The 24,099-nt window shown below is 73.8% G+C and carries 22 protein-coding genes and 1 pseudogene; 13 read left to right on the top strand and 10 right to left on the bottom strand.

Annotated features, from left to right (window positions below; genetic code table 11):
- The first annotated feature begins 58 nt into the window (after nt 1–58).
- Together A6P39_RS23960 and A6P39_RS23955 are read left to right on the top strand one after the other, a co-directional pair.
- The gene (locus A6P39_RS23960) at nt 59–3,034 is read left to right on the top strand and encodes an AfsR/SARP family transcriptional regulator (RefSeq protein WP_067053383.1); all 2,976 of its coding nucleotides are present in this window, start codon (nt 59–61) and stop codon (nt 3,032–3,034) included.
- A 215-nt stretch (nt 3,035–3,249) separates the two neighbouring features.
- A complete protein-coding gene (locus A6P39_RS23955) occupies nt 3,250–3,483 on the top strand; it encodes a hypothetical protein (protein ID WP_067053385.1) in 234 nt (77 codons plus the stop codon).
- A gap of 102 nt (nt 3,484–3,585) precedes the next feature.
- Here A6P39_RS23955 and A6P39_RS23950 read toward each other — a convergent pair whose 3' ends face one another.
- Entirely contained in the window at nt 3,586–5,181 is a 1,596-nt protein-coding gene (locus A6P39_RS23950; protein ID WP_234379165.1) for a FadD3 family acyl-CoA ligase, read from the bottom strand.
- Between the two features lie 95 nt (nt 5,182–5,276).
- On the opposite strand from A6P39_RS23950, the gene A6P39_RS23945 reads away from it, so the two are divergent.
- Genes A6P39_RS23945 through A6P39_RS23935 form a run of 3 tightly spaced genes read left to right on the top strand, consistent with a single transcriptional unit; the run spans nt 5,277 to nt 7,624 of the window.
- The gene (locus tag A6P39_RS23945; RefSeq protein ID WP_067053389.1) at nt 5,277–6,431 is read left to right on the top strand and encodes a lipid-transfer protein; all 1,155 of its coding nucleotides are present in this window, start codon (nt 5,277–5,279) and stop codon (nt 6,429–6,431) included.
- A 15-nt stretch (nt 6,432–6,446) separates the two neighbouring features.
- Nucleotides 6,447–6,854 (top strand): Zn-ribbon domain-containing OB-fold protein, encoded by a 408-nt coding sequence (locus tag A6P39_RS23940; protein ID WP_067053392.1) that lies wholly within the window; start codon nt 6,447–6,449, stop codon nt 6,852–6,854.
- A complete protein-coding gene (locus A6P39_RS23935) occupies nt 6,839–7,624 on the top strand; it encodes an enoyl-CoA hydratase/isomerase family protein (RefSeq protein ID WP_067053394.1) in 786 nt (261 codons plus the stop codon). Before A6P39_RS23940 ends, A6P39_RS23935 begins: the two co-directional genes overlap by 16 nt.
- 163 nt (nt 7,625–7,787) lie before the next feature.
- On the opposite strand, the pseudogene A6P39_RS23930 reads toward A6P39_RS23935, so the two are convergent.
- Both A6P39_RS23930 and A6P39_RS23925 read right to left on the bottom strand, forming a co-directional pair.
- Nucleotides 7,788–10,162, bottom strand: a pseudogene (locus A6P39_RS23930) (outer membrane protein assembly factor BamB family protein).
- A gap of 177 nt (nt 10,163–10,339) precedes the next feature.
- Entirely contained in the window at nt 10,340–11,092 is a 753-nt protein-coding gene (locus tag A6P39_RS23925) for a VOC family protein (protein ID WP_199840970.1), read from the bottom strand.
- Between the two features lie 122 nt (nt 11,093–11,214).
- On the opposite strand from A6P39_RS23925, the gene A6P39_RS23920 reads away from it, so the two are divergent.
- Entirely contained in the window at nt 11,215–11,862 is a 648-nt protein-coding gene (locus tag A6P39_RS23920; RefSeq protein ID WP_199840971.1) for a TetR family transcriptional regulator, read from the top strand.
- Between the two features lie 77 nt (nt 11,863–11,939).
- Here A6P39_RS23920 and A6P39_RS23915 read toward each other — a convergent pair whose 3' ends face one another.
- The gene (locus A6P39_RS23915) at nt 11,940–12,392 is read right to left on the bottom strand and encodes an Lrp/AsnC family transcriptional regulator (protein ID WP_067053401.1); all 453 of its coding nucleotides are present in this window, start codon (nt 12,390–12,392) and stop codon (nt 11,940–11,942) included.
- 82 nt (nt 12,393–12,474) lie between these two features.
- On the opposite strand from A6P39_RS23915, the gene A6P39_RS23910 reads away from it, so the two are divergent.
- Nucleotides 12,475–13,095 carry a LysE family translocator gene (locus A6P39_RS23910; protein ID WP_067053403.1) on the top strand — a complete coding sequence of 207 codons (621 nt, stop codon included), beginning with the start codon at nt 12,475–12,477 and terminating at the stop codon, nt 13,093–13,095.
- Here A6P39_RS23910 and A6P39_RS23905 read toward each other — a convergent pair.
- Together A6P39_RS23905 and A6P39_RS23900 are read right to left on the bottom strand one after the other, a co-directional pair.
- Nucleotides 13,085–13,579 carry a nitroreductase family deazaflavin-dependent oxidoreductase gene (locus A6P39_RS23905; protein WP_067053405.1) on the bottom strand — a complete coding sequence of 165 codons (495 nt, stop codon included), beginning with the start codon at nt 13,577–13,579 and terminating at the stop codon, nt 13,085–13,087. The genes A6P39_RS23910 and A6P39_RS23905 overlap by 11 nt on opposite strands.
- Nucleotides 13,579–14,772 carry an acyl-CoA dehydrogenase family protein gene (locus A6P39_RS23900; protein WP_067053407.1) on the bottom strand — a complete coding sequence of 398 codons (1,194 nt, stop codon included), beginning with the start codon at nt 14,770–14,772 and terminating at the stop codon, nt 13,579–13,581. The genes A6P39_RS23905 and A6P39_RS23900 overlap by 1 nt, the downstream gene beginning before the upstream one ends.
- 85 nt (nt 14,773–14,857) lie before the next feature.
- Between A6P39_RS23900 and A6P39_RS23895 the strand changes: the two genes are divergently transcribed.
- A complete protein-coding gene (locus tag A6P39_RS23895; RefSeq protein WP_067053409.1) occupies nt 14,858–16,027 on the top strand; it encodes a thiolase C-terminal domain-containing protein in 1,170 nt (389 codons plus the stop codon).
- 12 nt (nt 16,028–16,039) lie between these two features.
- Here A6P39_RS23895 and A6P39_RS23890 read toward each other — a convergent pair whose 3' ends face one another.
- Nucleotides 16,040–16,630, bottom strand: coding sequence for a CorA family divalent cation transporter (locus A6P39_RS23890; protein WP_234379167.1), 591 nt, complete (start codon nt 16,628–16,630; stop codon nt 16,040–16,042).
- A gap of 26 nt (nt 16,631–16,656) precedes the next feature.
- On the opposite strand from A6P39_RS23890, the gene A6P39_RS23885 reads away from it, so the two are divergent.
- Nucleotides 16,657–16,995, top strand: a complete 339-nt coding sequence (locus tag A6P39_RS23885) for a hypothetical protein (protein WP_275883896.1) — start codon at nt 16,657–16,659, stop codon at nt 16,993–16,995.
- Nucleotides 16,968–17,633 carry a pyridoxine/pyridoxamine 5'-phosphate oxidase gene (locus A6P39_RS23880; protein ID WP_067053411.1) on the top strand — a complete coding sequence of 222 codons (666 nt, stop codon included), beginning with the start codon at nt 16,968–16,970 and terminating at the stop codon, nt 17,631–17,633. Before A6P39_RS23885 ends, A6P39_RS23880 begins: the two co-directional genes overlap by 28 nt.
- Before the next feature lie 57 nt (nt 17,634–17,690).
- Here the strand turns inward: A6P39_RS23880 and A6P39_RS23875 are convergent, their stop codons facing one another.
- Genes A6P39_RS23875 through A6P39_RS23865 form a run of 3 tightly spaced genes read right to left on the bottom strand, consistent with a single transcriptional unit; the run spans nt 17,691 to nt 19,440 of the window.
- On the bottom strand, nt 17,691–18,578 hold the full coding sequence (locus A6P39_RS23875; RefSeq protein ID WP_067053413.1) for a GNAT family N-acetyltransferase: 888 nt from the start codon (nt 18,576–18,578) through the stop codon (nt 17,691–17,693).
- A complete protein-coding gene (locus A6P39_RS23870; protein WP_067053415.1) occupies nt 18,575–18,991 on the bottom strand; it encodes a Zn-ribbon domain-containing OB-fold protein in 417 nt (138 codons plus the stop codon). The genes A6P39_RS23875 and A6P39_RS23870 overlap by 4 nt, the downstream gene beginning before the upstream one ends.
- Complete coding sequence (locus A6P39_RS23865; protein WP_067053417.1) at nt 18,991–19,440, bottom strand: DoxX family membrane protein; 450 nt, start codon at nt 19,438–19,440, stop codon at nt 18,991–18,993. The genes A6P39_RS23870 and A6P39_RS23865 overlap by 1 nt, the downstream gene beginning before the upstream one ends.
- A gap of 212 nt (nt 19,441–19,652) precedes the next feature.
- Between A6P39_RS23865 and A6P39_RS23860 the strand changes: the two genes are divergently transcribed.
- The 3 genes from A6P39_RS23860 (at nt 19,653) to A6P39_RS23850 (ending at nt 24,050) form a co-directional block, all read left to right on the top strand.
- Entirely contained in the window at nt 19,653–20,840 is a 1,188-nt protein-coding gene (locus A6P39_RS23860; protein WP_067053419.1) for a flavin-containing monooxygenase, read from the top strand.
- Between the two features lie 118 nt (nt 20,841–20,958).
- Nucleotides 20,959–23,181 carry an acetate--CoA ligase family protein gene (locus A6P39_RS23855; protein ID WP_067053421.1) on the top strand — a complete coding sequence of 741 codons (2,223 nt, stop codon included), beginning with the start codon at nt 20,959–20,961 and terminating at the stop codon, nt 23,179–23,181.
- Nucleotides 23,172–24,050 (top strand): enoyl-CoA hydratase/isomerase family protein, encoded by an 879-nt coding sequence (locus tag A6P39_RS23850; RefSeq protein WP_275883895.1) that lies wholly within the window; start codon nt 23,172–23,174, stop codon nt 24,048–24,050. The genes A6P39_RS23855 and A6P39_RS23850 overlap by 10 nt, the downstream gene beginning before the upstream one ends.
- The last annotated feature ends 49 nt before the right edge of the window (nt 24,051–24,099 follow it).

Here is a 24,099-nt window from a genome sequence, read left to right as displayed (position 1 = left end):
ACCGCCCGGAACAAGGCAAACTGACGGGGTTGTTCGTGATGCCGAGGGGGACGAACGCATGGACGGTGGGCCGCGAGTGCCTGAGCAGCGGCGTCCCGGCTCCGTGGCCGTCACGGAGCCGGAGGCGCTGCGGTTCGGCGTGCTCGGTCCGGTGCGGGCCTGGCGCGGCGCGGAGCAGATCGGCACGGGTTCCCCGCAGCAGCGCGCCCTGCTGGCCACCCTGCTGCTGCGCGAGGGCCGTACGGCGACGGCGGCGGAACTCATCGACGCCCTCTGGGGCGACGAGCCCCCCTCGCAGGCCCTGGCGGCGGTGCGCACGTACGCCTCCCGCCTGCGCAAGGTCCTGGACGCCGGCGTGCTGGTCAGCGAGTCCGGCGGCTATGCGATCCGGGGCCTCGGCGAGGGCGCCCTGGACCTTGCGCGGGCCCAGGAGCTGGCGGCGCGGGCGGAGAAGGCCCGGGCGGCCGGCGACCTGTGCCGGTCCCGCGACCTGCTGAACGAGGCCCTCGCCCACTGGGACGGGGAGCCCCTGGCGGGCGTGCCCGGCCCGCACGCCGAGACCCAGCGGGTCCGCCTGGAGGAGTGGCGCCTCGGGCTGCTGGAGTCCCGCCTGGACATGGACCTGGAGCAGGGCTGCCACGCGGATGCGGTCTCGGAACTGACCGCCCTGACCGCCGCGCACCCCCTGCGGGAGCGCCTGCGCGAACTCCTGATGCTGGCGCTGTACCGCAGCGGACGGCAGGCGGAGGCCCTGGCGGTCTACGCGGACACCCGCCGCCTGCTGGCCGAGGAGCTGGGCGTCGACCCCCGCCCGGGCCTGCGGGAGCTGCAGCAGCGCATCCTCCAGGCGGACCCGGCCCTGGCGGAACCGTCGTCCCCGGCGGCGGAACCCGCGGTGGTCCCGGTCCGCCCGGCCCAGCTCCCGGCGTCCGTCCCCGACTTCACGGGCCGGGCGTCCTTCGTGTCCGAACTGAGCGAGGTACTGGCCTCGGCGTCGCAGTCCCCGGACGCCGGGGGCCGGGTGATGGCGGTGTCGGCGCTGGCGGGCATCGGCGGGGTGGGCAAGACGACCCTGGCGGTGCACGTGGCCCACCGGGCGCGCGGTGCCTTCCCGGACGGCCAGCTGTACGTCGACCTGCAGGGCGCGGGACCGAGACCGGCGGAACCGGAGACGGTGCTGGGCTCCTTCCTGCGCGCCCTGGGTACGGCGGACTCGGCGATCCCGGACTCCCTGGACGAACGGGCGGCCCTGTACCGCTCGGTCCTGGACGGCCGCCGGGTCCTGGTGCTGCTGGACAACGCGAAGGACGCCGCGCAGATACGCCCGCTCCTGCCCGGCACGGAGGGCTGCGCGGCGCTGGTGACGTCCCGCGTGCGCATGGTCGACCTGGCCGGGGCGCACCTGGTGGACCTGGACGTGATGTCGCCCGACGAGGCGCTGGCCCTGTTCACGAAGATCGTGGGCGAGGAGCGGGTGGCGGCGGAGCGGGAGTCCGCGCTGGACGTGGTGGCGGCCTGCGGCTTCCTGCCGCTGGCGATCCGCATCGCGGCGTCCCGGCTCGCCGCCCGGCGTACGTGGACGGTCTCGGTCCTGGCGGCGAAGCTGGCGGACGGGCGCCGCCGCCTGGACGAGTTGCAGGCCGGCGACCTGGCGGTGAAGGCGACCTTCGAACTGGGCTACGGGCAGCTGGAACCGGCGCAGGCGAGGGCGTTCCGCCTGCTGGGCCTGGCCGACGGCCCGGACATCTCGCTCGCCGCGGCGGCGGCGGTGCTGGACCTGCCCGTGGAGGAGACCGAGGACCTGCTGGAGTCCCTGGTGGACACGTCCCTGCTGGAGTCCGCCGCCCCCGGCCGCTACCGCTTCCACGACCTGGTCCGGCTCTACGCGCGTGCGTGCGCCGAACGGGACGAGCAGCCGCCCGGCGAGCGGGAGTCCGCGATGTCGCGGCTGCTGGACTTCTACCTGGCCACGGCGGCCCAGGTGTACGCGATCGAGCGGCCGGGGGACCGGCTGGTGGACCACCTGGAGCCCGCGCAGTATCCGGGGCTGCGGTTCGAGGACCGGCACCAGGCGCAGGACTGGCTGTTCGCGGAGGCGGTCTCGCTGCTCGCGTGCGTACGGCAGTTCGCGCGGCCGGGAACGCTGCCGCGCGCCATCGACCTGCTGTGGGCCGCGGTGGACCTGACCGAGTCGGGCGCCAACTCGAGGGAGTACGACGACGCCGCCCTCGCCCTGCTCGACGCGGCCCGCTCCTGCGGGCAGCAGCGCGCCCAGGTGCGGGCCTCGGCCGTCCTGGCCAACGCCCACCAGCTCTCCGGACGCTTCGCCGAGGCGGACGAGGCGGCCCGGGCGGCACTGCGCCTCGGCGACTCCTCCATCGACCCGCTGGCCCGCTGCTGGGCGGCCAACATCCGTGGCGCCATCGCCTTCTACCAGCGTCGCTACACGGCGGCCGAGGAACTCCTCAAGCAGGCCCTCGCGGACTTCCGGGACTGCGGCGACCGCGCCGGCGAGGCCAGCGTCCTGTGCAACCTGTCCCGCATCCACGTCGTGACGGGACGCCCGCAGAGCGCCGTGGAACTGGCCCAGCAGGGCGTCGACATGTACGAGTGCCTGGGGCACGCCGTGCGGACCGCCAACGGGCGCTACGCCCTGGGCATGGCCCTCACGCAGAACGGCCGGCCGGCCGAGGCCGCCGAGCGGCTGCACGAGGCGCTCGCGGTCTTCCGGGAGAGCCGTCAGCGGCTGTGGGAGGGAATGACGCTGTTCCGGCTCGCCGAACTCGATCTGGCGGCCGGCCGGCACGCCCAGGCCTCGGTCAGCGCCGAAGCGGCCCTGACCGTGTTGCGCGGGATCGGCGGTGCCTGGCGGCGCGGCAACGTCCTGACCGTCCTCGGCCGGGCACTCGCGGGCATCGGGCAGTCCGGCCGGGCCCACGTGTGCTGGCAGGAGGCCCTGTCCATCTACGAGTCGCTCCAGTCCCCGGAGACCGAGACCGTCCGCGCGCTGCTCACGCCGTCCGCCGCGGCCTGAGCCGGCCCGCCGCAGGGGCGTTCATCGTTCGTTTATCGCGCCACGGCAGTCTCGTCCTGTCGGATCCGTCGCGTCGGGGGGCAGGCGGACCGCTGTGCGCTCGCCCGTGCGAACGATCTAGGGTTGGGCGATCGCGGCCCCGTCCGGCCGTCCATCGGGGGAACGGCCGGACGGGCACGACACGTCGAGTACAGCGCCAATGGGGAGGAAGCACCATGAGCGACAGCACGAAGAACGGGCAGGCCGTCACCCCGGACAACGTCCACATCACCGACGCCCCGGCCCAGGCCGCGGGCACGGTGAACCCGGACAACGTCCACATCACCGATGCCCCCGCCCAGGCCGCGGGCACGGTGAACCCGGACAACGTCCACATCACCGACGCCCCCGCCGGCGGGACCGGCACGGTGAACCCGGACAACGTCCACATCACGTCCGACCCCAGCTGAGCCACCTCCCGGACGGGGGAACCGGCCGCGACGGCGCCGTGGGGGGAGCCGTCGCGGCCGTGGTGCGTCCGGCGTCACCGCTGCCACGGCGGGCGCCGCTGATCACCTGCCGCGCAGGACCCCCTTCACCACCTTGCCGCCGGCGTTGCGCGGCAGCTCGGCCACGAACTCCACCGCCCTCGGCACCTTGTAGTTCGCCATCTCACGGCGGGACCAGGCGATCAGGTCGTCCTCCGTCAGCACCGAACCGGGCCTGCGGACCACGAAGGCCTTGCCCACCTCGCCGAGGCGGGGGTCCGGGACGCCGATCACGGCCGCCTCGCGGACGTCCGGGTGCAGGCCGAGGAGTTGCTCTATCTCCGCCGGGTAGGCGTTGAAGCCGCCGACGATGAACATGTCCTTGATGCGGTCCGTGATGCGCAGGTTGCCGGACGCGTCCAGGACGCCCACGTCGCCCGTGCTCAGCCAGCCGTCAGGGGAGATCGCCTCGGCCGTCGCCGACGGGTCGTCGTAGTAGCCGCGCATGACGTTGAAGCCGCGGACCATGACCTCGCCCGCCTCGCCGGGCCGTACCGGCTCGCCGGCCGCGTCCACCACCCTCACCTCCGTGCCGGGGATCGCGCGGCCCGACGTGGACGCGATCACCGACGGGGCGTCGCCCCTGCGGCACATCGTGACGACCCCGCTCGCCTCCGACAGGCCGTACGCCGTGAGGACCGTCTCCACGCCCAGTTCGCCGCGCAGGCGTTCCACCAGGAGCAACGGCACGACCGCCGCTCCCGTCACCACCAGGCGCAGTGCCGACAGGTCATGAGTGCCGCGCGCCGGGTGGTCCAGGAGCTGCTGGTGCAGGGTCGGCGGGCCCGGGAGCACCGACACCCGTTCCGCCGCGATGTTCGCCAGCGCCGTTCCCACGTTGAACACCGGCTGCGGGATCATCGCCGCCCCGCGCATCAGGCACGCGATCACGCCCGCCTTGTAGCCGAAGGTGTGGAAGAAGGGGTTGATGATCAGGTAGCGGTCCGTGGCGCGCAGGCCGGCCAGATCCGCCCAGATGCCGTACGCCCGCAGCGTCTGCGCATGGGTGATCACCGCGCCCTTGGGGCGGCCCGTCGTACCCGAGGTGTAGATGATGTCCGATACGTCCGCCCCGGCCAACTCGGCGGCGCGCGCCTGGACTTCGGTCTCCCGCACGCCTTCCCCGGCCGCCAGGAAGTCCTTCCACGTCCGGAAGTCCGGCGGGGCGTCGTCCGACAGGACCACCACCTCCTGAAGGGCCGGGAGGCCGGGGAGCGGGGCCCGGCCGGCCGGCACCCCCTCCCCCGCCGCCCTGCGCAGGGACGCCACGTACGACGTGCCGAGGAACGTGCCCGTCACGAACAGCAGCCGCGCCCCGCTGCGGCGCAGCACGTCCGCCGCCTCCGTGCCCTTGAAACGGGTGTTGAGCGGGACGAGGACCGCGCCCGCCGTCACCGCGCCGAGGGCCGCCACGATCCAGTCCAGGCAGTTGGGGGCCCAGACGGCCACGCGGTCGCCGGTCTCCACCCCGCTCGCCAGGCAGGCCGCCGCCGCCCGCTCGATGCGGGCGCCGAGTTCGGCGTACGTGATCCTCGTGCGGCCCTCGACCACGGCCTCCGCGTCCGCGTACCGCCGAGCCGACCACCGCACCAGCTCCGGGATGGTGTTCCACTCGCTCACCACAGCCCTCCCCGCCGCTTCCCGAACGCCTAGCTGACTACTCGTCAGATTAGCTGTAATCTGACGCACTGTCAGGACGCTATGAGGGGGACGCCATGGCAGCAGCCGGGCTGAAGGACGCCACCGCCATCGTCGGGATCGGGCAGACCGCGTTCGCCAGACACCTTCCGGAGGACGAGAGGACGCTCGCCTGCCGGGCCGTGCTCGCCGCGCTCGAGGACGCCGGGATAGCGCCCGGCGAGGTCGACGCTCTCGCCTCCTACACCATGGAGGAGACCGACGAGGTCGAGCTGGCCAAGGCCGTCGGGTTCGGGGACCTGACCTTCTTCAGCAAGGTGGGGTACGGAGGGGGCGGGTCCTGTGCCACCGTCGCGCACCTCGCCGCCGCCATCGCCTCCGGGCAGGCCTCCGTCGGCGTCGCCTGGCGGTCCCGCAAGCGGGGCAGCGGGCCGCGGCCCTGGACCAGCACCACCGTCCAGCTGCCCACGCCCGCCCAGTGGACCCGCCCCTTCGGGCTGCTCCGGCCCGCCGACGAGATCGCCATGCTCACCCGTCGCTACATGCACGAGTACGGCGCGAGTCGCGACCACCTCTTCAACGTCGCCCTCGCCTGCCGCAACCGCGCCAACCAGAATCCCGCCGCCGTGATGTACGAACGGCCGCTGACCCGCGAGATGTACATGACCTCCCGGTGGATCAGCGAGCCGCTCTGCCTCTTCGACAACTGCCTGGAGACGGACGGCGCCCTCGCCTGCGTGATCGTCAGCAGCGAGCGCGCCCGGGACTGCCGGCACACCTCCGTCTACGTCCACTCCGCCGCCCAGGGGCTGCCCGCCCAGCACCACGGCATGGTCAACTACTGGACCGACGACCCGCTCACCGGGCCCGCCTGGACTGCCGCCCGGCACCTGTGGAAGCACGCCGACTTCACCGCGGACGACGTCGACGTGGCGCAGATCTACGACGCCTTCACCGCCCTCGTCCCGCTGTCGCTGGAGGGGTACGGCTTCTGCGGGCGGGGCGAGGGAGGCGCGTTCACGGAAGGAGGCGCCCTGGAGACCGGGGGGCGGCTGCCGCTCAACACCTCCGGCGGCGGGCTCTCCGAGGCCTACGTCCACGGCTTCAACCTCCTCAACGAAGGGGTCAGGCAGCTGCGCGGCAGCAGTACCGCCCAGGTCCCCGGCGCCGCCACCTGCCTGGTCACCGCCGGTGAGGGCGTTCCCACCTCCGCCCTGCTCTTGAGGAACTGAGGAGTTGAGACCGGCATGCTGACCCCCGTCACCGACACCGACGGCGCCCCCTTCTGGGAGTACGCCGCCCGGGGCGAACTGCGCGTCCAGGCCTGCGCCGACTGCGGCGAACCCCGTTTCCCGCCCCGGCCCTGCTGCCCGCACTGCCAGTCGTTCGCGAGCCGGTGGCGGGCGGTGCCCGGGCGGGGGCGGATCTGGTCGTACGTCGTCGCGCATCCGCCCCTCCTGCCCGACTACGCGCGGCAGGCGCCGTACAACGTCGTCGTCGTGGAGCTGGAGGACGCCCCGCGGATCCGGCTCGTGGGCAATGTGGTCGCTCACGCCGGTGCGGCGCTCGACTCCCTCGATCCGCGCCGGCTCCGGATCGGTGCCCGGGTCCACGTCGTCTTCGCCGACGGGCTGCCGCAGTGGGTGCTCGCGTGAACACGGTCCGGGCCGAGACCGGCAAGGACAGCGGCGTCGCCGTCGTCACGCTGGACCGGCCCGAGCGGCTCAACGCGATCGACCTGGAGATGGTGGATGAACTCCGCGGTCTGTGGCGGGAGTTGCGGGCCGACGACGCGGTGCGGGCCGTGGTGCTCACCGGGAGCGGGGAGCGGGCGTTCTGCACCGGGATCGACCGGGACGTCGTCGTACCGCAGCCGTCGTCGCCGTACGCGCAGGACGACCCGCTGCTCGGGATCGGACCGAAGGCGAACGACCTGTGGAAGCCGGTGGTGGCCGCCGTGCGCGGGATGGCCTGCGGGGGCGCCTTCTACCTGCTCGGGGAGAGCGACTTCGTCGTCGCCGACCCCACCGCCGTCTTCTTCGACCCGCACACCTCCTACGGCATGGTCAGCGCCTACGAGTCCCTGCTGATGGCCGCGCGGATGCCGTACGGGGAGGTGGCGCGGATGATGCTCATGGGCACGGCCGAGCGGATCTCCGCCCGGCGGGCCCTTCAGACCGGGCTGGTCAGCGAAGTCACCGAGGAGGGCGGGGCGTTGGCCGCCGCCGTGCGCTGCGCGGCGGTGATCGCCGGGTATCCGACGCAGGGTGTGCAGGGGACCGTGCGGGCCCTGTGGGCGGCACGGGAGGCCGCGCTGGCCCAGGCGTTCGCCCAGGCGCCGCACCTCATCGCCCTCGGCAACCTGCCGCCGAAGCGGCAGGCGGAGCTGTTCGCCGGGCGGCGACGGGAGTTCCGGGTGCGGTGAGCCGGAGACCACCGGGTGGGCGTGCGCGTCCGCGCGGGCACGCGCGGACCGGCCGCCCGTCCGGCGGGCCGCCTGCGTGGCGGGCGTTCGGCGGCCGGGGTAGCGTCAGGCCTGGGACGGCCGCCGTCTGGAGCCCTTTCCGTGACAACCGGTACGACGGCCGTCACGCCGTCCGTGCCGTGCCGGTGCCCTTCTCCGCGTCCAGCGCGTACACGCAGCGGTCCTTGCTGCACGCGTACACCACGCCGTCCTGGACCACCGGGGAGCCGGTGATCTCTCCGCCCGTCGCCAGCTTCCAGCGCAGCCGGCCGTCGTCGGCCTTGAGGGTGTAGAGCAGGTGGTCGGTGGAGCCGAAGTGGATGCGGCCCTCGGCCACCGTGGGCGCGCCCACGACGTCACCGCCCGCCTGGAAGCGCCACTTGGGGGTGCCGGTGACCGCGTCCAGCGTGTACAGGGCCTTGCCGCTGCCGACGTGCACGTGACCGGCGGCGACCAGGACCGGCTCGATCGAGGAGCGGGCCTCCGTCGCGATGCGCCAGCGGTCGCGGCCGTCGGTGGCGTCGAGGGCGTAGACGGTGCCCAGGTAGTCCGCCAGGTAGACACCGCCGCCCGTGACCGCCGGGCCGGGGGCGAAGGCCGGCGGGCTGAGGAAGACCGCGGGGGCCTCGAAGTGCCAGCGGACCATGCCGCTCGCCGCCTCGACGGCGAGGACGCGGGTGCCGGCGCAGACGTAGACGTAGCCGTCGGGCGCCGGGGCGAGGCGGACGGGCACACCGCCGCAGGAGGCCGCGTCGCCGACCGGGTACGACCAGCGCTCCTCGCCGGTGCGGGCCTCCAGGGCGCGCAGCCGGGCGTCCTGCCAGACGTAGACCGTGCCGTCGTGGACGAGCGGGCCGGCCTCGGGGGACTCGAAGTCGGTCTGGCAGCCGCTGATCTCCCACAGCTTCTGCCCGCTCGCGGCCTCCCAGGCCTGGACGCCGCCGCCCCGGGTGCCGGTGACGACCGTGCCGTGGTCGGCCTTCAGGGAGTACACCCAGGCGTCCGTCGACAGCCGCCACAGGTCGGTGCCCTCGCGGGCGTCCAGGGCGAACAGGGTGGGACCGTCGGAGGCGTGGACCCGGCCGTCCGCGACCGCCATGGACCAGGCGACGTCCCGCGTCTTGAAGCGCCGGCGGCCGGTGGCCACGTCCAGGGCGTGCACCTCGAAGGAGGTGACGTAGACCAGGTCGCCGAAGACCGAGGGGGTGCCCCAGACGTCGTTGGACATGCGGAACCGCCAGGGGCGCCAGCCGGCCGCCGTCTCCGGGGGCGCCGCCGGCACGGGCGGTACGGCGGGGTCGACGCCCGCCAGGCCGGGGCGCGGGCGGGACCAGGTGGCGACCAGGCCGGCCTCCGGCGGGGGTGCCTTGACGGCGGCGGCACGGGCGTCGGCGACGCGCGGCCCGGGGCCGATGGGCACCTGGGCCCCGGCCAGCCGGACCGGGCCGTTGTCGGCGGTGCGGCGCCGCCGTGGCGGACGGAGACCGGCGGGGCGGGCGGCTCGTAGGGGACCGGCGGGTCGTACGGGGGCTGCGGGGGCACCGGCGGGCGGCCGCCGCCGCGCGAGCCGCCGGCGGAGGTCTGGGCGGGCTTGGCGGCGGGACGGCCGCCGCCGCGCCGGGACTCGATGAGGGCGACCGCCTTCTCGGGCAGCCAGGCCGACGCGGTGCCGCTGTCGTCGGAGCCGGAGCCGAAGAGGTGCGGCGCCAGCTGGGCCTGGAGGTCGGCCGGGGAGGGGCGGCCCGCGGCCTCCATCTGCATGCAGACCTCGATGAGCGGACGCAGCTCGTCGGGCAGGCCGGTGAGGTCCGGGCCCTCGCGCAGCAGCATGAAGACCGTCTCGACCGGGTTGGCACCGTGGAAGGGCGGATGCCCGGTGGCCGCGAAGACCAGCATGGAGCCGAGCGAGAAGACGTCACTGGCGCCGGTGACGCTGCGGGAGTCCTTGGCCTGCTCGGGGGACATGTAGGCGGGGGTGCCGACGGCGACGTTCGTCATGGTCAGGCGGGTGTTCGAGACGCCGGAGGCGATACCGAAGTCGATCACCCGGGGGCCGTCCTCGACCACGAGCACGTTGGAGGGCTTCAGGTCCCGGTGGACCAGGCCCGCGCCGTGGATGGACTGGAGGGCTTCCGCCACGCCCGCCGCGAGCCAGCGCACGGCCTGGGCCGGGAGCGGCCCGCAGTCGTTCACTATCTCCTCGAGGGAGGGCGCGGGGACGTACGCGGTCGCGAGCCACGGCACGGCGGCGCGCGGGTCGGCGTCGACCACGGCCGCCGTGTAGAAGCCGGAGACCGCGCGGGCCGCCTCCACCTCGCGGGTGAAGCGGACCCGGAAGAGCTGGTCCTCGGCCAGCTCGGTGCGCACCGTCTTGATCGCCACGCGCCGGCCGGACGCCGAGCGCGCGAGATAGACCAGCCCCATGCCGCCGGCGCCCAGCCGGCCCAGCACCTCGAACGGCCCAATCCGTCGCGGATCGTGCTGTGTCAGCTGATCCACTTGCCTGCCACCTCCCCGTACTGGCCGCGCCACCCCATATGTACGCGACCGACGTGCAGCGTCTCACCACCGCACCGCCGTGGCGGCACGCACCCTGATTCTTCCTGGCCGGGCGGCTGGTTGCGAACCCGGTGATAATCAGGGTGTCTCACCATCAATATGACCAAAGCGGACGGTTCAGCGCCGCAGGAGCGCGAACGACGCCCCCTGATTGTCGGTGACGACGGCCACCCGTCCGTACGACGTCTCGAAGGGTGGCGCCTGCACCCGGCCGCCGAGCCGCTGAACGGCCCCGAGGGCGTCCTCCAGATCGGCGACCCGGAAGTGGGTGAGGAAGTGCGGGGGCATCTCGGCGGGGAAGACCTCGGTGACCTCGGCGCGGCCGAAGTCGGGCTCGGCGTCCGAGCCGAAGAGGGCGTCGTGGAAGAGGCCGCCGTAGAAGGCGTTGGCGGCGCCGGTGTCGCGGGTGTAGAGCTGGGCCCAGACGAAGGTGCCGGCCGCGTGCCGGCGTCCGAAGCCCCGGTGGCTGCCCGGCTGCCACAGCCCGAACACCGCGCCCTCGGTGTCGGCGGCGAGGGCGGCCGTGCCCAGGTCGTCCAGCGGGGTGGGGGGCATCACCACCTGGCCGCCGGCCGCCGTGATCCGCCGGGTGAGCGCCTCGGCGTCCGGCGTCGCGAAGTACACCGTCCAGACCGTGGGCAGCCGGCCGTCCGCCTTCGGCGCCAGCGAGGCGACGGGCTCCCCGTCCAGCTCGGCCAGCGCGAGCGAGCCGTGCGCCCGCTCGAAGGTCCACCCGAAAAGCCCACCGTAGAACCGCTTGCCCGCCTCCACGTCGTTCAGCTGGGCGTCCACCCAGCAGGGCACCCCCTCCCCGTACACCACTTCCACCTCTTGCGTCTCTTCGTTCGCGGATGCCCTGTTTTCGGCCATGCCGTCAAAGTAACCGGGCCGCGCGCACCGCGCAGACCAGGCACACCACCCTCAGCACCCCCGTGCACCCCATTTGCACTCGGCCGAATCGCGCTTCGATCACCCCTCGGTAAGCTGACGGCATGACAGGACAAGTGCGTACCGTCGACGGCCGCGTGGCCGGTCGGCGCGGGCAGGCGACCCGGCAGAAGCTGCTCGACTGCCTCAGCGAGATGCTCAGCTCCTCCCCGTACCGGGATGTCAAGGTCATCGATGTCGCCCGGAAGGCGGGCACTTCGCCCGCGACCTTCTACCAGTACTTCCCGGACGTCGAAGGCGCCGTCCTGGAGATCGCCGAGCAAATGGCCGCCGAGGGCGCCGGGTTGACCGAGCTGCTCGAGGGCCGGTCCTGGGCCGGGAAGTCCGGATGGCAGACCGCGCAGGAACTCGTGGAAGGGTTCCTGGAGTTCTGGCGCAAGAACGACGCGATCCTGCGGGTGGTCGACCTCGGCGCGGCCGAAGGGGACAAACGGTTCTACAAGATCCGGATGAAGATCCTGAATTCGGTGAACAACTCCCTCGCGGACTCCATCGCCGAACTGCAGGCCAAGGGCAGGGTCGACAAGGACGTGAACCCGGCGGCGGTGGCCGGCTCGCTGGTCGCGATGCTCGCGGCCGTGGCGGCGCACCAGAAGGGCTTTTCGACCTGGGGCGTGAAACAGGCCGAACTCAGGCCGAACCTAGCGCTGTTGGTGCACCTGGGCGTGACCGGCAAGAAGCCGAGCAAGTAACACACGCCTTTTTCCCGGTCCCCAAGTCCTGTCTGGCAGGCGGTGGTTCACCCAGCGGTGAGCCGCCGCCTGCGCTGCTATGCGGGCAACGGCCGGTCCCGTACGACGTGCTTCATCACCAGCGTCGACGTCAGCCGCTGCACGCCGGGCAGGGCCGTGAGCCGGTCGTCGTACAGCCGCTGGAAGGCGGCGAGGTCGGCGGTGGCGATCCGCAGCAGGTAGTCGGGCTCGCCGAACAGCCGCTGGGCGTCGAGGACGTGCTCCAGCTCGCTGACCGCCCGCTCGAAGCCGGCGACCGTGTCCCGGTCCTCCTGCCGCATGGACACGAAGACCAGCGCCTCGAAGTTCAGCCCGAGCGCGGCCGGGTCCACCACCGCCCGGTAGCCCTCGATGGCGCCGGAGCGCTCCAGCTCGCGCAGCCGCCGGTGGCACGGCGAGACACTGAGGCGCACCCGGGCGGCCAGCTCGGTCACGGTCAGCCGCCCGTCCTGCTGCAGCTCGGCAAGGATTTTCCGGTCTACGTCGTCCATGAGGCAGATCTTCCCCCAGCACCCGGGATCATGGGCAAACTTCGGGAACACTTTCGGGCCAGTCGCGCCTAATGTCCCCGGTATGAACTCCGGGCTGCTCCTCTCCTTCCTCGCCGTGGACCTGCTGCTGGTGTGCGTGCCGGGCGCCGACTGGGCGTACGTCATCGCGACCGCGCTGCGCGGCCGCCCGGTGCCGCGCGCGGTCGCGGGCCTGGTCTCGGGGTACGCCCTGCACACGGTTCTGGCGACGGCGGGCCTGGCGGTCCTGGTGGCGGGCTCGCCGAAGCTGCTGACCGCCCTGACCGTCACGGGCGCCGGGTACCTGCTGTGGCTGGGCTGGGGCGTGCTGCGGCGGCCGGCCTTGCCGGGGCCCGACGAGGCGCCGGAGGCGGGCGAGGGGCGGCTCTTCCTGCGGGGCGCCACGATCAGCGGCCTGAACCCCAAGGGCCTGTTGCTCTACCTCTCCGTCCTCCCCCAGTTCCTCACGCTGCGCGGCACCCATCTGCCCGTCCCGGCCCAGACGGCGGCCCTCGGCCTGCTCCACATGGCGCTCTGCGCCGCCGTCTACCTCACCGTGGGCGTCCTCGCCCGCGCCCTGCTCTCCGCGCGGCCCGTGGCGGCCCGGGCGGTGACGCGGACCTCGGGGGCGGCGATGCTGGGAATCGGAGCGTTCTTGCTGGTGGAGCGGCTGGCTACGCTGTAGCCCCGTCGGCAGCCGCAGTCAGCCGGAACAGGCGGATCTGCCTAGTCACCCGGTCCTGGTACGCGGCGTACGGCGGCCAGAAGGCGAGGACCGCCCGCCACGCCTCAGCCCGTTCCTCTCCCTCGAGCAGCCGGGCGGTGACCGGGATGTCCCGGCCCTTCCAGCTGATCGACGCCTCGGGGTGCACCAGCAGGTTGTGGGTCCAGGCCGGGTGCCCCTCCCGGCCGAAGTTCGAGCCGACCAGCACCCAGCTCTTCCCGTCCGCCTCCGGCATGCAGGCCAGCGGGGTCCGGCGGAGCAGTCCGCTGCGGGCACCGGTGGACGTGAGGATCACCCCGGGCAGCATCCGGGCGCTGAGCAGCACCTTGCCCCGGGTGAGGCGGTGGACGGTACGGTCGAGTGCCGGGACGACGTGCGGGGCGACCCTGGCGAAGGCCCGGGTGGACGAGACCCGCTGGACGAGGCGGACACCGAAGGCGGCCATCAGACGGTCGCCTCCCCGTGCGCGAAGAGCCCGGAGGTCTCGGCGGCCCGGTCCCGCAGCCGGTGCGGCGGCCCGAACAGCAGCTCGTCCCCGGCCGCCCGTTTGAAGTAGAGGTGGGCGTCGTGCTCCCAGGTGAAGCCGATCCCGCCGTGCAGCTGGATGCCCTCGGCGGCGGCCGTCCGCAGCGCCTCCAGGGCCTGGGCGAGCGCCAGTGCGCCCACGTGCTCGCCGTGTGCCGTCCCCCAGGCGGCGTAGTACGCGGCCGAGCGCGCCGCCTGCACCGCCACATACACGTCGGCCAGCCGGTGTTTCACCGCCTGGAAGGAGCCGACGGGCCGCCCGAACTGCTCGCGCTGCCGGACGTACTCCACGGTCCGCTCCAGCACCCGGCCGGCCGCCCCCACGGCCTCGCAGGCGAGCACGGTGGCGGCACGGTCCCCGAGGGCGGCGAGGGCGGACCGGACGGCCCTGTCGTCCGCCTCCTCCTCGCCCAGCAACTCGGCGCGCACGTCCCGCAATTGGACGCGGGCCTGGGAGCGGGTGGCGTCGAGGGCGGTCTGCCGGGTGCGCACGACACCTGACGCGTCCGCCGGGACCAGGAACAGCCGGGTCCGGGACCGGGCGAACCCGCCGGTGTGCGCGGCGACGAGCAGCAGGCCCGCGCTGTGCCCGTCCAGCACCTGGTCGGCCTGCCCGTACAGCAGCCAGCCGTCCGCCGTCCGCCGGGCCTGGACGCCCCCGGCCCGTCCGCCGCCGGCGGCGTACCGCTCGTTCCCGCCGCTCAGGGCGAGCGCGGTGGCGAGGTCGGTCCCCGGTACGGCGAGGGCCGCGGTGCGGGTGCCGGCGGCCAGCGGGGGCAGCAGTCCGGCGCGCTGGGCGTCCGTCCCCAGGGCGAGGATCAGCGGGGCGGTGAGGACGCAGGTGGCGAGCAGCGGGGAGGGGGCGAGGGCCCGGCCGGTCTCCTCGCAGGCGAGGGCCAGTTCGGTGACCGAGCAGCCGACGCCGCCGTACCGCTCGGGCAGGGCGAGCCCCGGCAGGCCGAGCTGGTCGGCGAGGGCGGACCACAGCTGGGGGTCGTACCCGGCCGGGCCGTCCACGGCCGCCCGCAGCTCCGGCGAGCCGCAGCGCTTGTGCAGCAGCTCGCGCAGGGTGCGGCGGATCTCGTCCTGCTCGGCGGTGAGGCGCGTGTCCATGGCCGGCCCTGCCCTTCCCTGCATATCTGACGGGGCGTCATATTAGGAGGGACACAGCGAGATGCCCAGGGGGAGGAGCCCTTCCATGAGTCGCGGGAGCCGGAAAGTCGCCGTCGTCGGTGTGGCCCTGTCGGACTGCGGACGCGTGGCCGACGCGACGGCGTACGCCCTGCACGCGCAGGCCGCCCGCCGCGCCCTCGCCGACGCGGGCCTGGACCGCGCGGTGGTCGACGGTCTCGCCTCGGCGGGGCTCGGCACGCTGGCCCCGGTCGAGGTCGCCGAGTACCTGGGCCTGCGCCCGACCTGGGTGGACTCCACCTCGGTCGGCGGCTCGGCCTGGGAGGTGATGGCGGCGCACGCGGCCGACGCGATCGCGGCGGGCCACGCGAACGCCGTCCTCCTCGTCTACGGCTCGACGGCCCAGGCGGACATCAAGGCGGGCCGCAGGACGGGCGACCTGTCCTTCGGCGCCCGCGGGCCCCTGCAGTTCGAAGTCCCCTACGGCCACACGCTGATCGCCAAGTACGCGATGGCCGCCCGCCGCCACATGATCGAACACGGCACGACCGTCGAGCAGCTGGCCGAGGTCGCGGTGCAGGCCCGGGCCAACGCGGCGCTGAACCCGGAGGCGATGTTCCGCGACCCGGTCACGGTGGACGACGTCCTGGCCGGCCCGATGATCGCCGACCCCTTCACCAAGCTGCACTGCTGTCTGCGCTCGGACGGCGGGGCGGCGGTGCTGCTGGCGGCCGAGGAGTACGTACGGGACTGCCGTACGGCCCCCGTCTGGGTCCTCGGCACGGGCGAGCACACCTCGCACGCGACGATGTCCGAGTGGGCGGACTTCACGGTGTCACCGGCGGCGGTGAGCGGACGGCTGGCCTTCGAGCGGGCCGGTGTGGGCCCCGCCGAGATGGATTTCGCGGAGATCTACGACGCCTTCACCTACATGACCCTGGTGACCCTGGAGGACCTGGGCTTCTGCGCGAAGGGCGAGGGCGGGGCGTTCGTGGGCAAGGGCCGGCTGCTGGTGCGGGGCGGGGAGCTGCCGGTGAACACGGACGGGGGCGGCCTGTCGGCCCAGCACCCCGGGATGCGCGGGCTGTTCCTCCTGGTGGAGGCGGTACGGCAGCTGCGCGGGGAGGCGGGCGAACGGCAGGTGCGGGGCCGGGACGGGGACGTGCCCCGGCTCGGGGTCGCCTCGGGCACCGGCGGCTGGTTCTGCTCGTCGGGCACGGTGGTGCTGGGCCGCTGACCCGCAGGCCTCCTAGTCGTCGTCGCGCAGGCTGCGCCAGATCCGGGTGCGGTACAGCACGTACAGGGAGCCGAACAGGACGAGCACCTGAAGTCCCACGGCGAGCAGCCAGAACTCGTCCCGGCTCTCCAGCTCGTCCGCCAGGAACGTGAAGTTCATGCCGAAGAACCCGGTCAGGAACGACAGCGGCAGGAAGATCACCGAGACGATGGCCAGCCGGTTGATCACGCCGTTCTGCTCGCCCGCGACCAGGGCCGAGTAGCCGGCGAGGGCCCGGCGGACGGCGTCCTGGAGGGCCTCGATCGCCGTGAGGACCGTACGCCCGGCGTGCTGGAACTCCCGGGCGGGCCGCCGCCGCTCCGCGGGGAAGTCGCGGCTCATCAGCCTGCGGGTGATGACCTCGTCCACCACGTGGAGGCAGGGCAGCAGCGAGTGGTGCAGCAGGGCCGCGCGGCGGCGCAGCTGCACCAGCCGGTAGACGTGCTCGGGGCGCCGCCGCTCGAACATGGCGTCCTCCAGCTCCTCCACCTCCAGCAGGGTCGCGACCGCGGCCCGCCGGAAGGTCGCGAGGGCCTCCTGGAGCATGAGGAAGAGCACGGCCACGGAGTCATGGGCCTCTCCCGTCGCAGGTGTCCCCCGATGCGCGCCGCCAGGCCGAGGACGTCCCCCAGGAAGTCGGCCCGTACCGGCTCGTCCATCCGGCCGAACCAGGCCAGCTCCTCCTCTCCCAGGCCTGGCCGCCGGGCCAGCTGCTCGTCCTGCGCCGGGCCCCCTCCGGCATCGACACCACCGTTACGATCATCGCCCCTCACCCTGCGTCCCGTGGTCCCGAGGCCCGTGCCCACCAGCGTCCGCGCACCGCGGCGCTCGCGCACCCGGAGCCACCTGTGCGCGTCGGCGGGCGGCACCGAACGGATGACTCAGTGGTGATACTCGGGGCATGGAAACGGATCTTCACGCGCTGCTGAGGTCACTGCGGGTATGGGACCCGAAGGTCACGGACCTGCGCCCGTTCGACCCGGACACCGCCCCGCCGACACCGCTGCTGCTGTTCACGGACTGGTTCGCGGACGCGGTGGCCGCGGGGCAGCCGGAGCCGCACACGATGTCGCTGGCGACCGTCGACGAGGCGGGCGAGCCCGACGTACGGATCGTGATGCTGCACGGCGCCGACGCGGACGGCTGGACCTTCGCCACGCACCGCACCAGCCGCAAGGGCCGCGCCCTGACCGCACACCCGTCCGCGGCCCTGGCCTTCTACTGGCCGGTGCTGGGCCGCCAGGTGCGGGTGCGCGGGCCGGTGACGGCGGCACCGGCGGGCCAGAGCCAGGCGGATCTGCACGCCCGCTCGACGGGCGCGCTGGCCGCCGCGCTCACGGGCCGCCAGAGCGAGGACCTCTCCTCGGTCGAGGAGCTGCGCCGGGCCTCGGAGGCGGCCTGGGAGCGCGCGCGGGCCAACCCGGCCGAGCCGTCCCCGACCTGGACCCTGTACCGGCTGCGCCCCGAGACGGTGGAGTTCTTCCAGGGGGACCCGGACCGCCGGCACGTACGACTGGAGTACCGGAGCACGGAGTTCGGCTGGAGCAGGACGTTGCTCTGGCCTTAGTGCCCAACAGGCAACGTTCGCCCTGTCGGTGCGCCGACCCGCCGTGGGGCATGCGGCTCACCCGGCGGAGTCCCCGAACCTCCACACCGTGGAGTCCGCCACCGGCCGGTAGCCGATCCGCTGGTAGAGGGCGTTGCTCGTCGGGTTGGCGAGGTCCGTGAAGAGCAGCACCTCCGCGGCGCCCGCCTCCCGCGCGACCCGGCTCGCCTCCGCCGTGGCCGCGCCCGCGTAGCCCCGGCCGCGCAGCCCGGCCGGGGTGTAGACGCGGGCGATGCGGACCTGGCCGGCGATCTCCGGGGTGGTGCCGGCCATGGAGACGGGGGTGCCGTCCGGGGTCTCCCAGAGGGTGACGCCGTCGTGGGCGATGCGGGTGTCGGCCCACTCGGCCGGGTCCATGCCGGCCTCCTGTGCGGTGGCCCCCGCGAACTCCCGGTACCAGCGGGCCAGCAGCTCGCGGTCCCCGCCGACCGCGAGCCGGGCCCGCCCCTCGGGCGCCGGCTCCGGGACCGTCAACTCGGCCAGCCGGTACAGCCGTTGCCGCTGCTGGACCGTGCCCGCCGCGCCGGTCCTGCGCTGCCAGGCCGCCGCGAAGGCCTGCGCCGTCTCCTGCGGCCCGGAGACCCCCGGGACCGCGCGGTCCAGGTCCGCGAGCCGGGCCGCCAGGGCGTCCGCCCCTGCCGGGGTGAGCGCGGTGACGTGCAGGGGGAAGGGCGGGGTGTGCAGCAGGACCGCGCGGACCGCTCCGGCGCCGCCCTCGTCCGGTGCGTCCTCCAGAACTCCGAAGACGGGGTCCTCGGGGCCGAAGACGTGGGGGCCGCGGCGGCGCAGCGCGTCCGTCACCGTCAGGGCCACCGTGTGCGGCGCCGGGCGGGAGTGCAGGAAGCCGCCCGCGCGGGCGAGGAACTCGTCGAGGTCTTCGGTGAGATACCAGTTCTCGGGGCTCATGCACCCCTATCATCCGGTCCGGCGTCGGGCTCGAACACCGGATTTCCGTCCCGGTACGCCACCCGCAGCGCCATCCCCGCCGTCAGGGCCCCGTCCGCGCAGTTCACGATCTGCGTCATCATCCGCGGTCCCTCGGCGAGGTCGACCACGGCGGCGACGTACGGCGTGCGCCCGGCGAAGGGCGGCAGGTCGTTGCGGTGGACCGTGGACCAGGTGTAGAGCACGGCCCGGCCGCTCGCCTCCTGCCAGGTCACGTCCTCGCTCCAGCAGTGCGGGCAGAACTCGCGGGGGTAGTGGTGGGCCCGGCCGCAGGCCCCGCAGCGGCGGATCAGCAGCCGGCCCCGCGCGGCCGCCTCCCAGTAGGGGCGCGTGAGGGCGTCGGGCTCCGGAAGGTCGTGGCGCGCCGCCCCCATCAGAACCACCCCAGCCACGCGTCCAGCGACCAGGTCTGCCACGCCATCCCGAAGAACCCGACGAGCGAGATCAGCGCCATCATCGAGTTCTGGCCCTGCTCCGCCCAGTCGTGGATCATCAGCACGAAGTAGATGACGTTCAGCAGCAGGCCGCCGATCAGCGCCACCGGGGTCAGGAAGCCGAGGATCAGGCCGAGCCCGAGGGCGAGTTCGGCGTAGGCGACGACGTACGCCATCAGCTTCGGGTGCGGTCTCACCATCGTCTCGAAGCCGGTGCGTACCGGCGCCCAGCGGTGTTTCTCCGCGATCCCCGCCGCCCACGCGATGCCGCTGCCCCGCTCGAACCAGGCCTTCTTGTCCTTGTGCCGCCAGCTCTCCAGCCACCACAGACCGAGACCGATCCGCAGCACCGCCAGCCAGTGGGGGCCGGCCATCCCTATGGAGTCCATGGATCTGACGGTACGTCAGAAGTCGGGGGAAGCCCACTCGCGGGACCCAGGATGTGGAACCAGTACGCGGGGCGGGGCCGAACGCCGTACCGCCACAACCAGGTGTCCTACGTCACCGGCCCCACCCACTCCTCCTACATGCGTGATCAATCCGCAACCAATTCCGGTCTTGACCGAGACCCATCAACCTGGCCAGTGATTACGCTCCGAGCATGGCCGACTCACGCTCCGCTTCCGCGCAGTTCTCCCCGACCTCCGACGGCCGCCCGGTCTATGTGATCGGTGCGGGCCCGGGCGGTCTGGCCGCCGCGTACGCGCTGCGGGCGCGGGGCATACGGGCCGTGATCCTGGAGAAGGCCGACGCGGTGGGCGCGTCCTGGCGGGGCCACTACGACCGTCTCCGGCTGCACACCACCCGGCGGCTGTCCGCCCTGCCGGGCCTGAAGATCCCCCGGAGGTTCGGGCGCTGGGTGGCCCGGGACGACGTGCTGCGGTACCTGGAGAAGTACGCCGAGCACCATGAGCTGGAGATCGTCACCGGGGTCGAGGTCTTCCGCGTCGAGCGGACCGGGGACGGCACCGGCTGGCTGCTGCACGCCTCCGGCGGGCGCGAGCTGACCGGCAGCGCGGTGGTCGTCGCCACCGGCCACAACCACACCCCGCACCTGCCCGACTGGCTGGGCCTGGCGGCGTACGGCGGGGAGTTCCTGCACGCCGGCGCCTACCGCAACGCCGAGCCGTACGCCGGCCGGGACGTGCTGGTCGTCGGCGTCGGCAACACCGGCGCCGAGATCGCCGTGGACCTGGCGGAGAGCGGGGCCGCGCGGGTGCGGCTGGCCGTGCGGACCGTCCCGCACATCCTGCGCCGCTCAACGCTCGGCTGGGCCGCCCAGTACACGGGCGTGCTGGTACGGCGGCTGCCGGTGGGACTCGTGGACCGGCTCGCCGGACCGCTCGCGAAGGCGACCGTGCCGGACCTTGCGGCACACGGGCTGCCGCGCCCGGACACCGGCCTGTACAGCAGGGTGCGGCAGGGGGCGATCCCGGTGCAGGACGTCGGCCTGGTCGACGCCGTGCGCGGGGGCGCGGTGGAGATCGTGGCCGCCGTCGAGTCGTTCGAGGGCGGCAGCCCCGGAAAGGTCGCCCTCGCCGACGGCACCCGGATCTCACCGGACGCCGTGATCGCGGCGACGGGATACACCCGGGCACTGGAGAGCCTGGTCGGGCACCTCGGGGTGCTGGACGGGCACGGCAGGCCGGTCGTGCACGGCGGCCGGGCGCCCGCGCAGGCGCCCGGGCTGTACTTCACCGGGTTCACCAACCCGATCAGCGGGATGTTCCGCGAGCTGGCGCTCGACGCCGGGCGGATCGCGAAGGCGATCGCCGGGCACCTTCGATGACAGGGGTTCGCACCCGCCGGTAACTTTGAATGTCCGACCAGTTCCTGACCGTGCGTCAGTTCAGTAATCTGACACAGCGTCAGTTTACTTGTGCTGTCTCACAGGAGCGGGCGGACCGATGCTTGGATCAACCCACGGCACCCTCACCACCGACTCCCGCCGGGCCCGGGTCATCGCCTGCGGCGAGCAGCGGCCCGGGCCCGTCGTCCACGACCGGGTCGACGACCTCGACGTCGGCGGGCGGCCGCTGTACGCGGACGTACCGGACCTGACCCGCTTCTTCCGGCCCGAGTCGGTCGCCGTGATCGGCGCCTCGGACGCGGACGGACGCCCGAACACCGGGATCACCCGGCAGCTGCTGGACTGGGCCGGGCGGGTGGGGGCGCGGGTGCATCCGGTGCATCCGACCCGCCCCTCGGTCTTCGGCGTCCCCTGCGCCGCCTCCGTCGCCGAACTGCCGCCCGGGCAGGTGGACCTCGCCGTCCTGCTGGTCGCCGACCCGTTGCCGGTGATCGAGGAACTGGCCGACGCCAAGGTGAAGTTCGCGGTCGCCTTCGCCTCCGGGTTCGCCGAGACCGGCGAGGCGGGCGCCGCGGCCCAGGAGCGGCTCGCGGACGCCGTACGCCGCTCCGGCCTGCGCCTGCTGGGCCCGAACACCAACCTGAACGCCTTCGAGCGCTTCCGGGACGACCTGACCGGCCCGGCGATCGCGCTGATCACCCAGTCCGGCCACCAGGGCCGCCCGGTGTTCTCGCTCCAGCAGCTGGGCATCCGCCTCTCGCACTGGGCACCCACCGGCAACGAGGCCGACCTGGAGAGCGCCGACTTCATCTCGTACTTCGCCGAGCAGCCCGAGGTCGGCGCCATCGCCGCCTACGTGGAGGGCCTGAAGGACGGCCGCGCCTTCCTGCTGGCCGCCGACCGCGCCGCCCGCCGCAGGGTGCCGGTGGTCGCGGTGAAGGTGGGCCGCACCGAGGCCGGCGCGCGCACGGCCGCCTCGCACACGGGCAAGCTCACCGGCGCCGACGACGTGGTGGACGCGGCGATGCGCCAGTACGGGGTGGTGCGCGTCGACGGGCTGGACGAACTCCAGGACACAGCAGCCCTGTTGGCGCGGGCGCGGGCACCGCTGGCGGACGGCGTGGCCGTCTACTCGATCTCCGGCGGCACGGGCGCGCACGTCGCCGACCTGGCCACGGCGGCCGGACTCCGCCTCCCCCGCCTGTCGCAGGCCAAGCAGGCCGAGCTGCACCAGTGGATACCGGAGTACCTGAGCGTGGCCAACCCGGTGGACAACGGCGGGCACCCGGTCGGCGACCGGCGCGGCCGGAAGATCATCGACGCGCTCCTCGCGGACCCCTCGGTCGGCGTCCTGGTCTGCCCGGTCACGGGCCCCTTCCCGCCCTTGAGCGACAAGCTGGTGGCGGACCTGGTGGCGGCGGCCGAGGAGACGGACAAACTGGTCTGCGTGGTGTGGGGCTCCCCGGTGGGCACGGAGCCCGCGTACCGCGAGGTGCTGCTCGGCTCCTCCCGGGTGGCCACGTTCCGCACGGTGGGCAACTGCCTGACGGCCGTCCGCGCCTGGCTGGACCACCACGCGTTCGTGAGCGGCTACCGCTCCCCCTTCGACGAGGCCCCGCGCACCCCCTCCCCCTCCTTCCGCAAGGCGGAGGCCCTGATGAGCCCGGGCCGGCAGCTCAGCGAGCACGCGGCCAAACAACTGCTGCGCGCCTACGGCATCCGGGTCCCGCGCGAGCAGCTGGTGACCAGCGCGGCGGCGGCCGTCCGCGCGGCCGCCCAGATCGGCTACCCGGTGGTGATGAAGGCGTCCGGCGCGCAGATCGCCCACAAGACCGAACTCGGCCTGGTGAAGGTCGCCCTGACGTCGGCCAGCCAGGTCCGGGAGGCCTACCGCGAGCTGACGGACATCGCCCGCTACGAGGGGGTCTCGCTGGACGGGATCCTGGTGTGCCAGATGGTCGAACAGGGTGTGGAGATGGTCGTGGGGGTCACGCACGACGACCTGTTCGGTCCGACCGTGACGGCGGGCCTCGGCGGGATCCTGGTCGAGGTCCTGCGCGACACGGCGGTCCGCATCCCGCCGTTCGGCGAGGACCAGGCCCATGCCATGCTCGCCGGACTGCGCGGCCGGGCCCTGCTGGACGGCGTCCGGGGCCGGCCGCCGGCCGACCGCGACGCCCTGGTCGAGGTGATCCTGCGGGTCCAGCGCATGGCGATGGAACTCGGCGACCACATCGCCGAGTTGGACATCAACCCGCTGATGGTCCTGCCGAGGGGGCAGGGCGCGGTGGCGCTGGACGCCCTGGTGGTGTGCCGGTGACGGGCATCGGGGTCGCGCACGAGGTCAGGGACCGCGTCGCGTATGTGACGCTGTCCCGCCCGGATTCCCTGAACGCCCTCACACCCCCCATGCGGGACCGGCTGACCGAGCTGTTCACCGCGGCCTCGGCGGATCCGGAGACCCGGGCCGTGGTCCTGACCGGCACCGGCCGCGGCTTCTGCGCGGGGGCGGACCTGCGGGGCACCGACACCGGCTCCGGCTCCGGCTCCGGCTCCGGCTCCGGCTCCGGCTCCGGCTCCGGCTCCGGCTCCGGCTCCGGCTCCGGCTCCGGCTCCGGGGAACGGCTCCCCGGGGACGTGGCCCGGATGCTGCGCCTGGGCGCCCAGCGGCTGATCGCGGCCGTACTGGACTGCGAGAAGCCGGTGATCGCCGCCGTGAACGGCACGGCGGCGGGGCTCGGCGCGCACCTGGCCCTGGCCTGCGACCTGGTCCTGGCCGCCGAGTCGGCGCGCTTCATCGAGGTGTTCGTACGCCGGGGACTGGTGCCGGACGCCGGCGGCGCCTATCTACTCCCGCGTCTCCTCGGCCCGCAGCGCGCGAAGGAGCTGATGTTCTTCGGGGACGCGCTCTCGGCGGCGGACGCGGAGCGGGCGGGACTCGTCAACAGGGTCGTGCCCGACGACGGCCTGGAGAAGACGGCCCACGCCTGGGCCACCCGCCTGGCGGCCGGCCCCACCAGGGCCCTCGCCCTGACCAAGCACCTGGTGAACACCTCCCTCGAAGCGGACCGTGCGACCGCCTTCGCGGCCGAGGCCTGGGCCCAGGAGATCAACATGACGACCCAGGACGCCCGGGAAGGGCTGCGGGCGTTCGTGGAGCGGCGCGGGCCTCAGTTCCGCGGGCGGTGAGGTACGGGGCCGTCACCGGGCTTCCCATCTGACGATCCGTCAGCTTCAA

Source organism: Streptomyces sp. FXJ1.172, assembly GCF_001636945.3.
Taxonomy (GTDB): Bacteria; Actinomycetota; Actinomycetes; order Streptomycetales; family Streptomycetaceae; genus Streptomyces.
The sequence above is the reverse complement of the archived record's forward strand: the minus strand, read 5'-3'. Positions and strand labels throughout refer to the sequence as shown.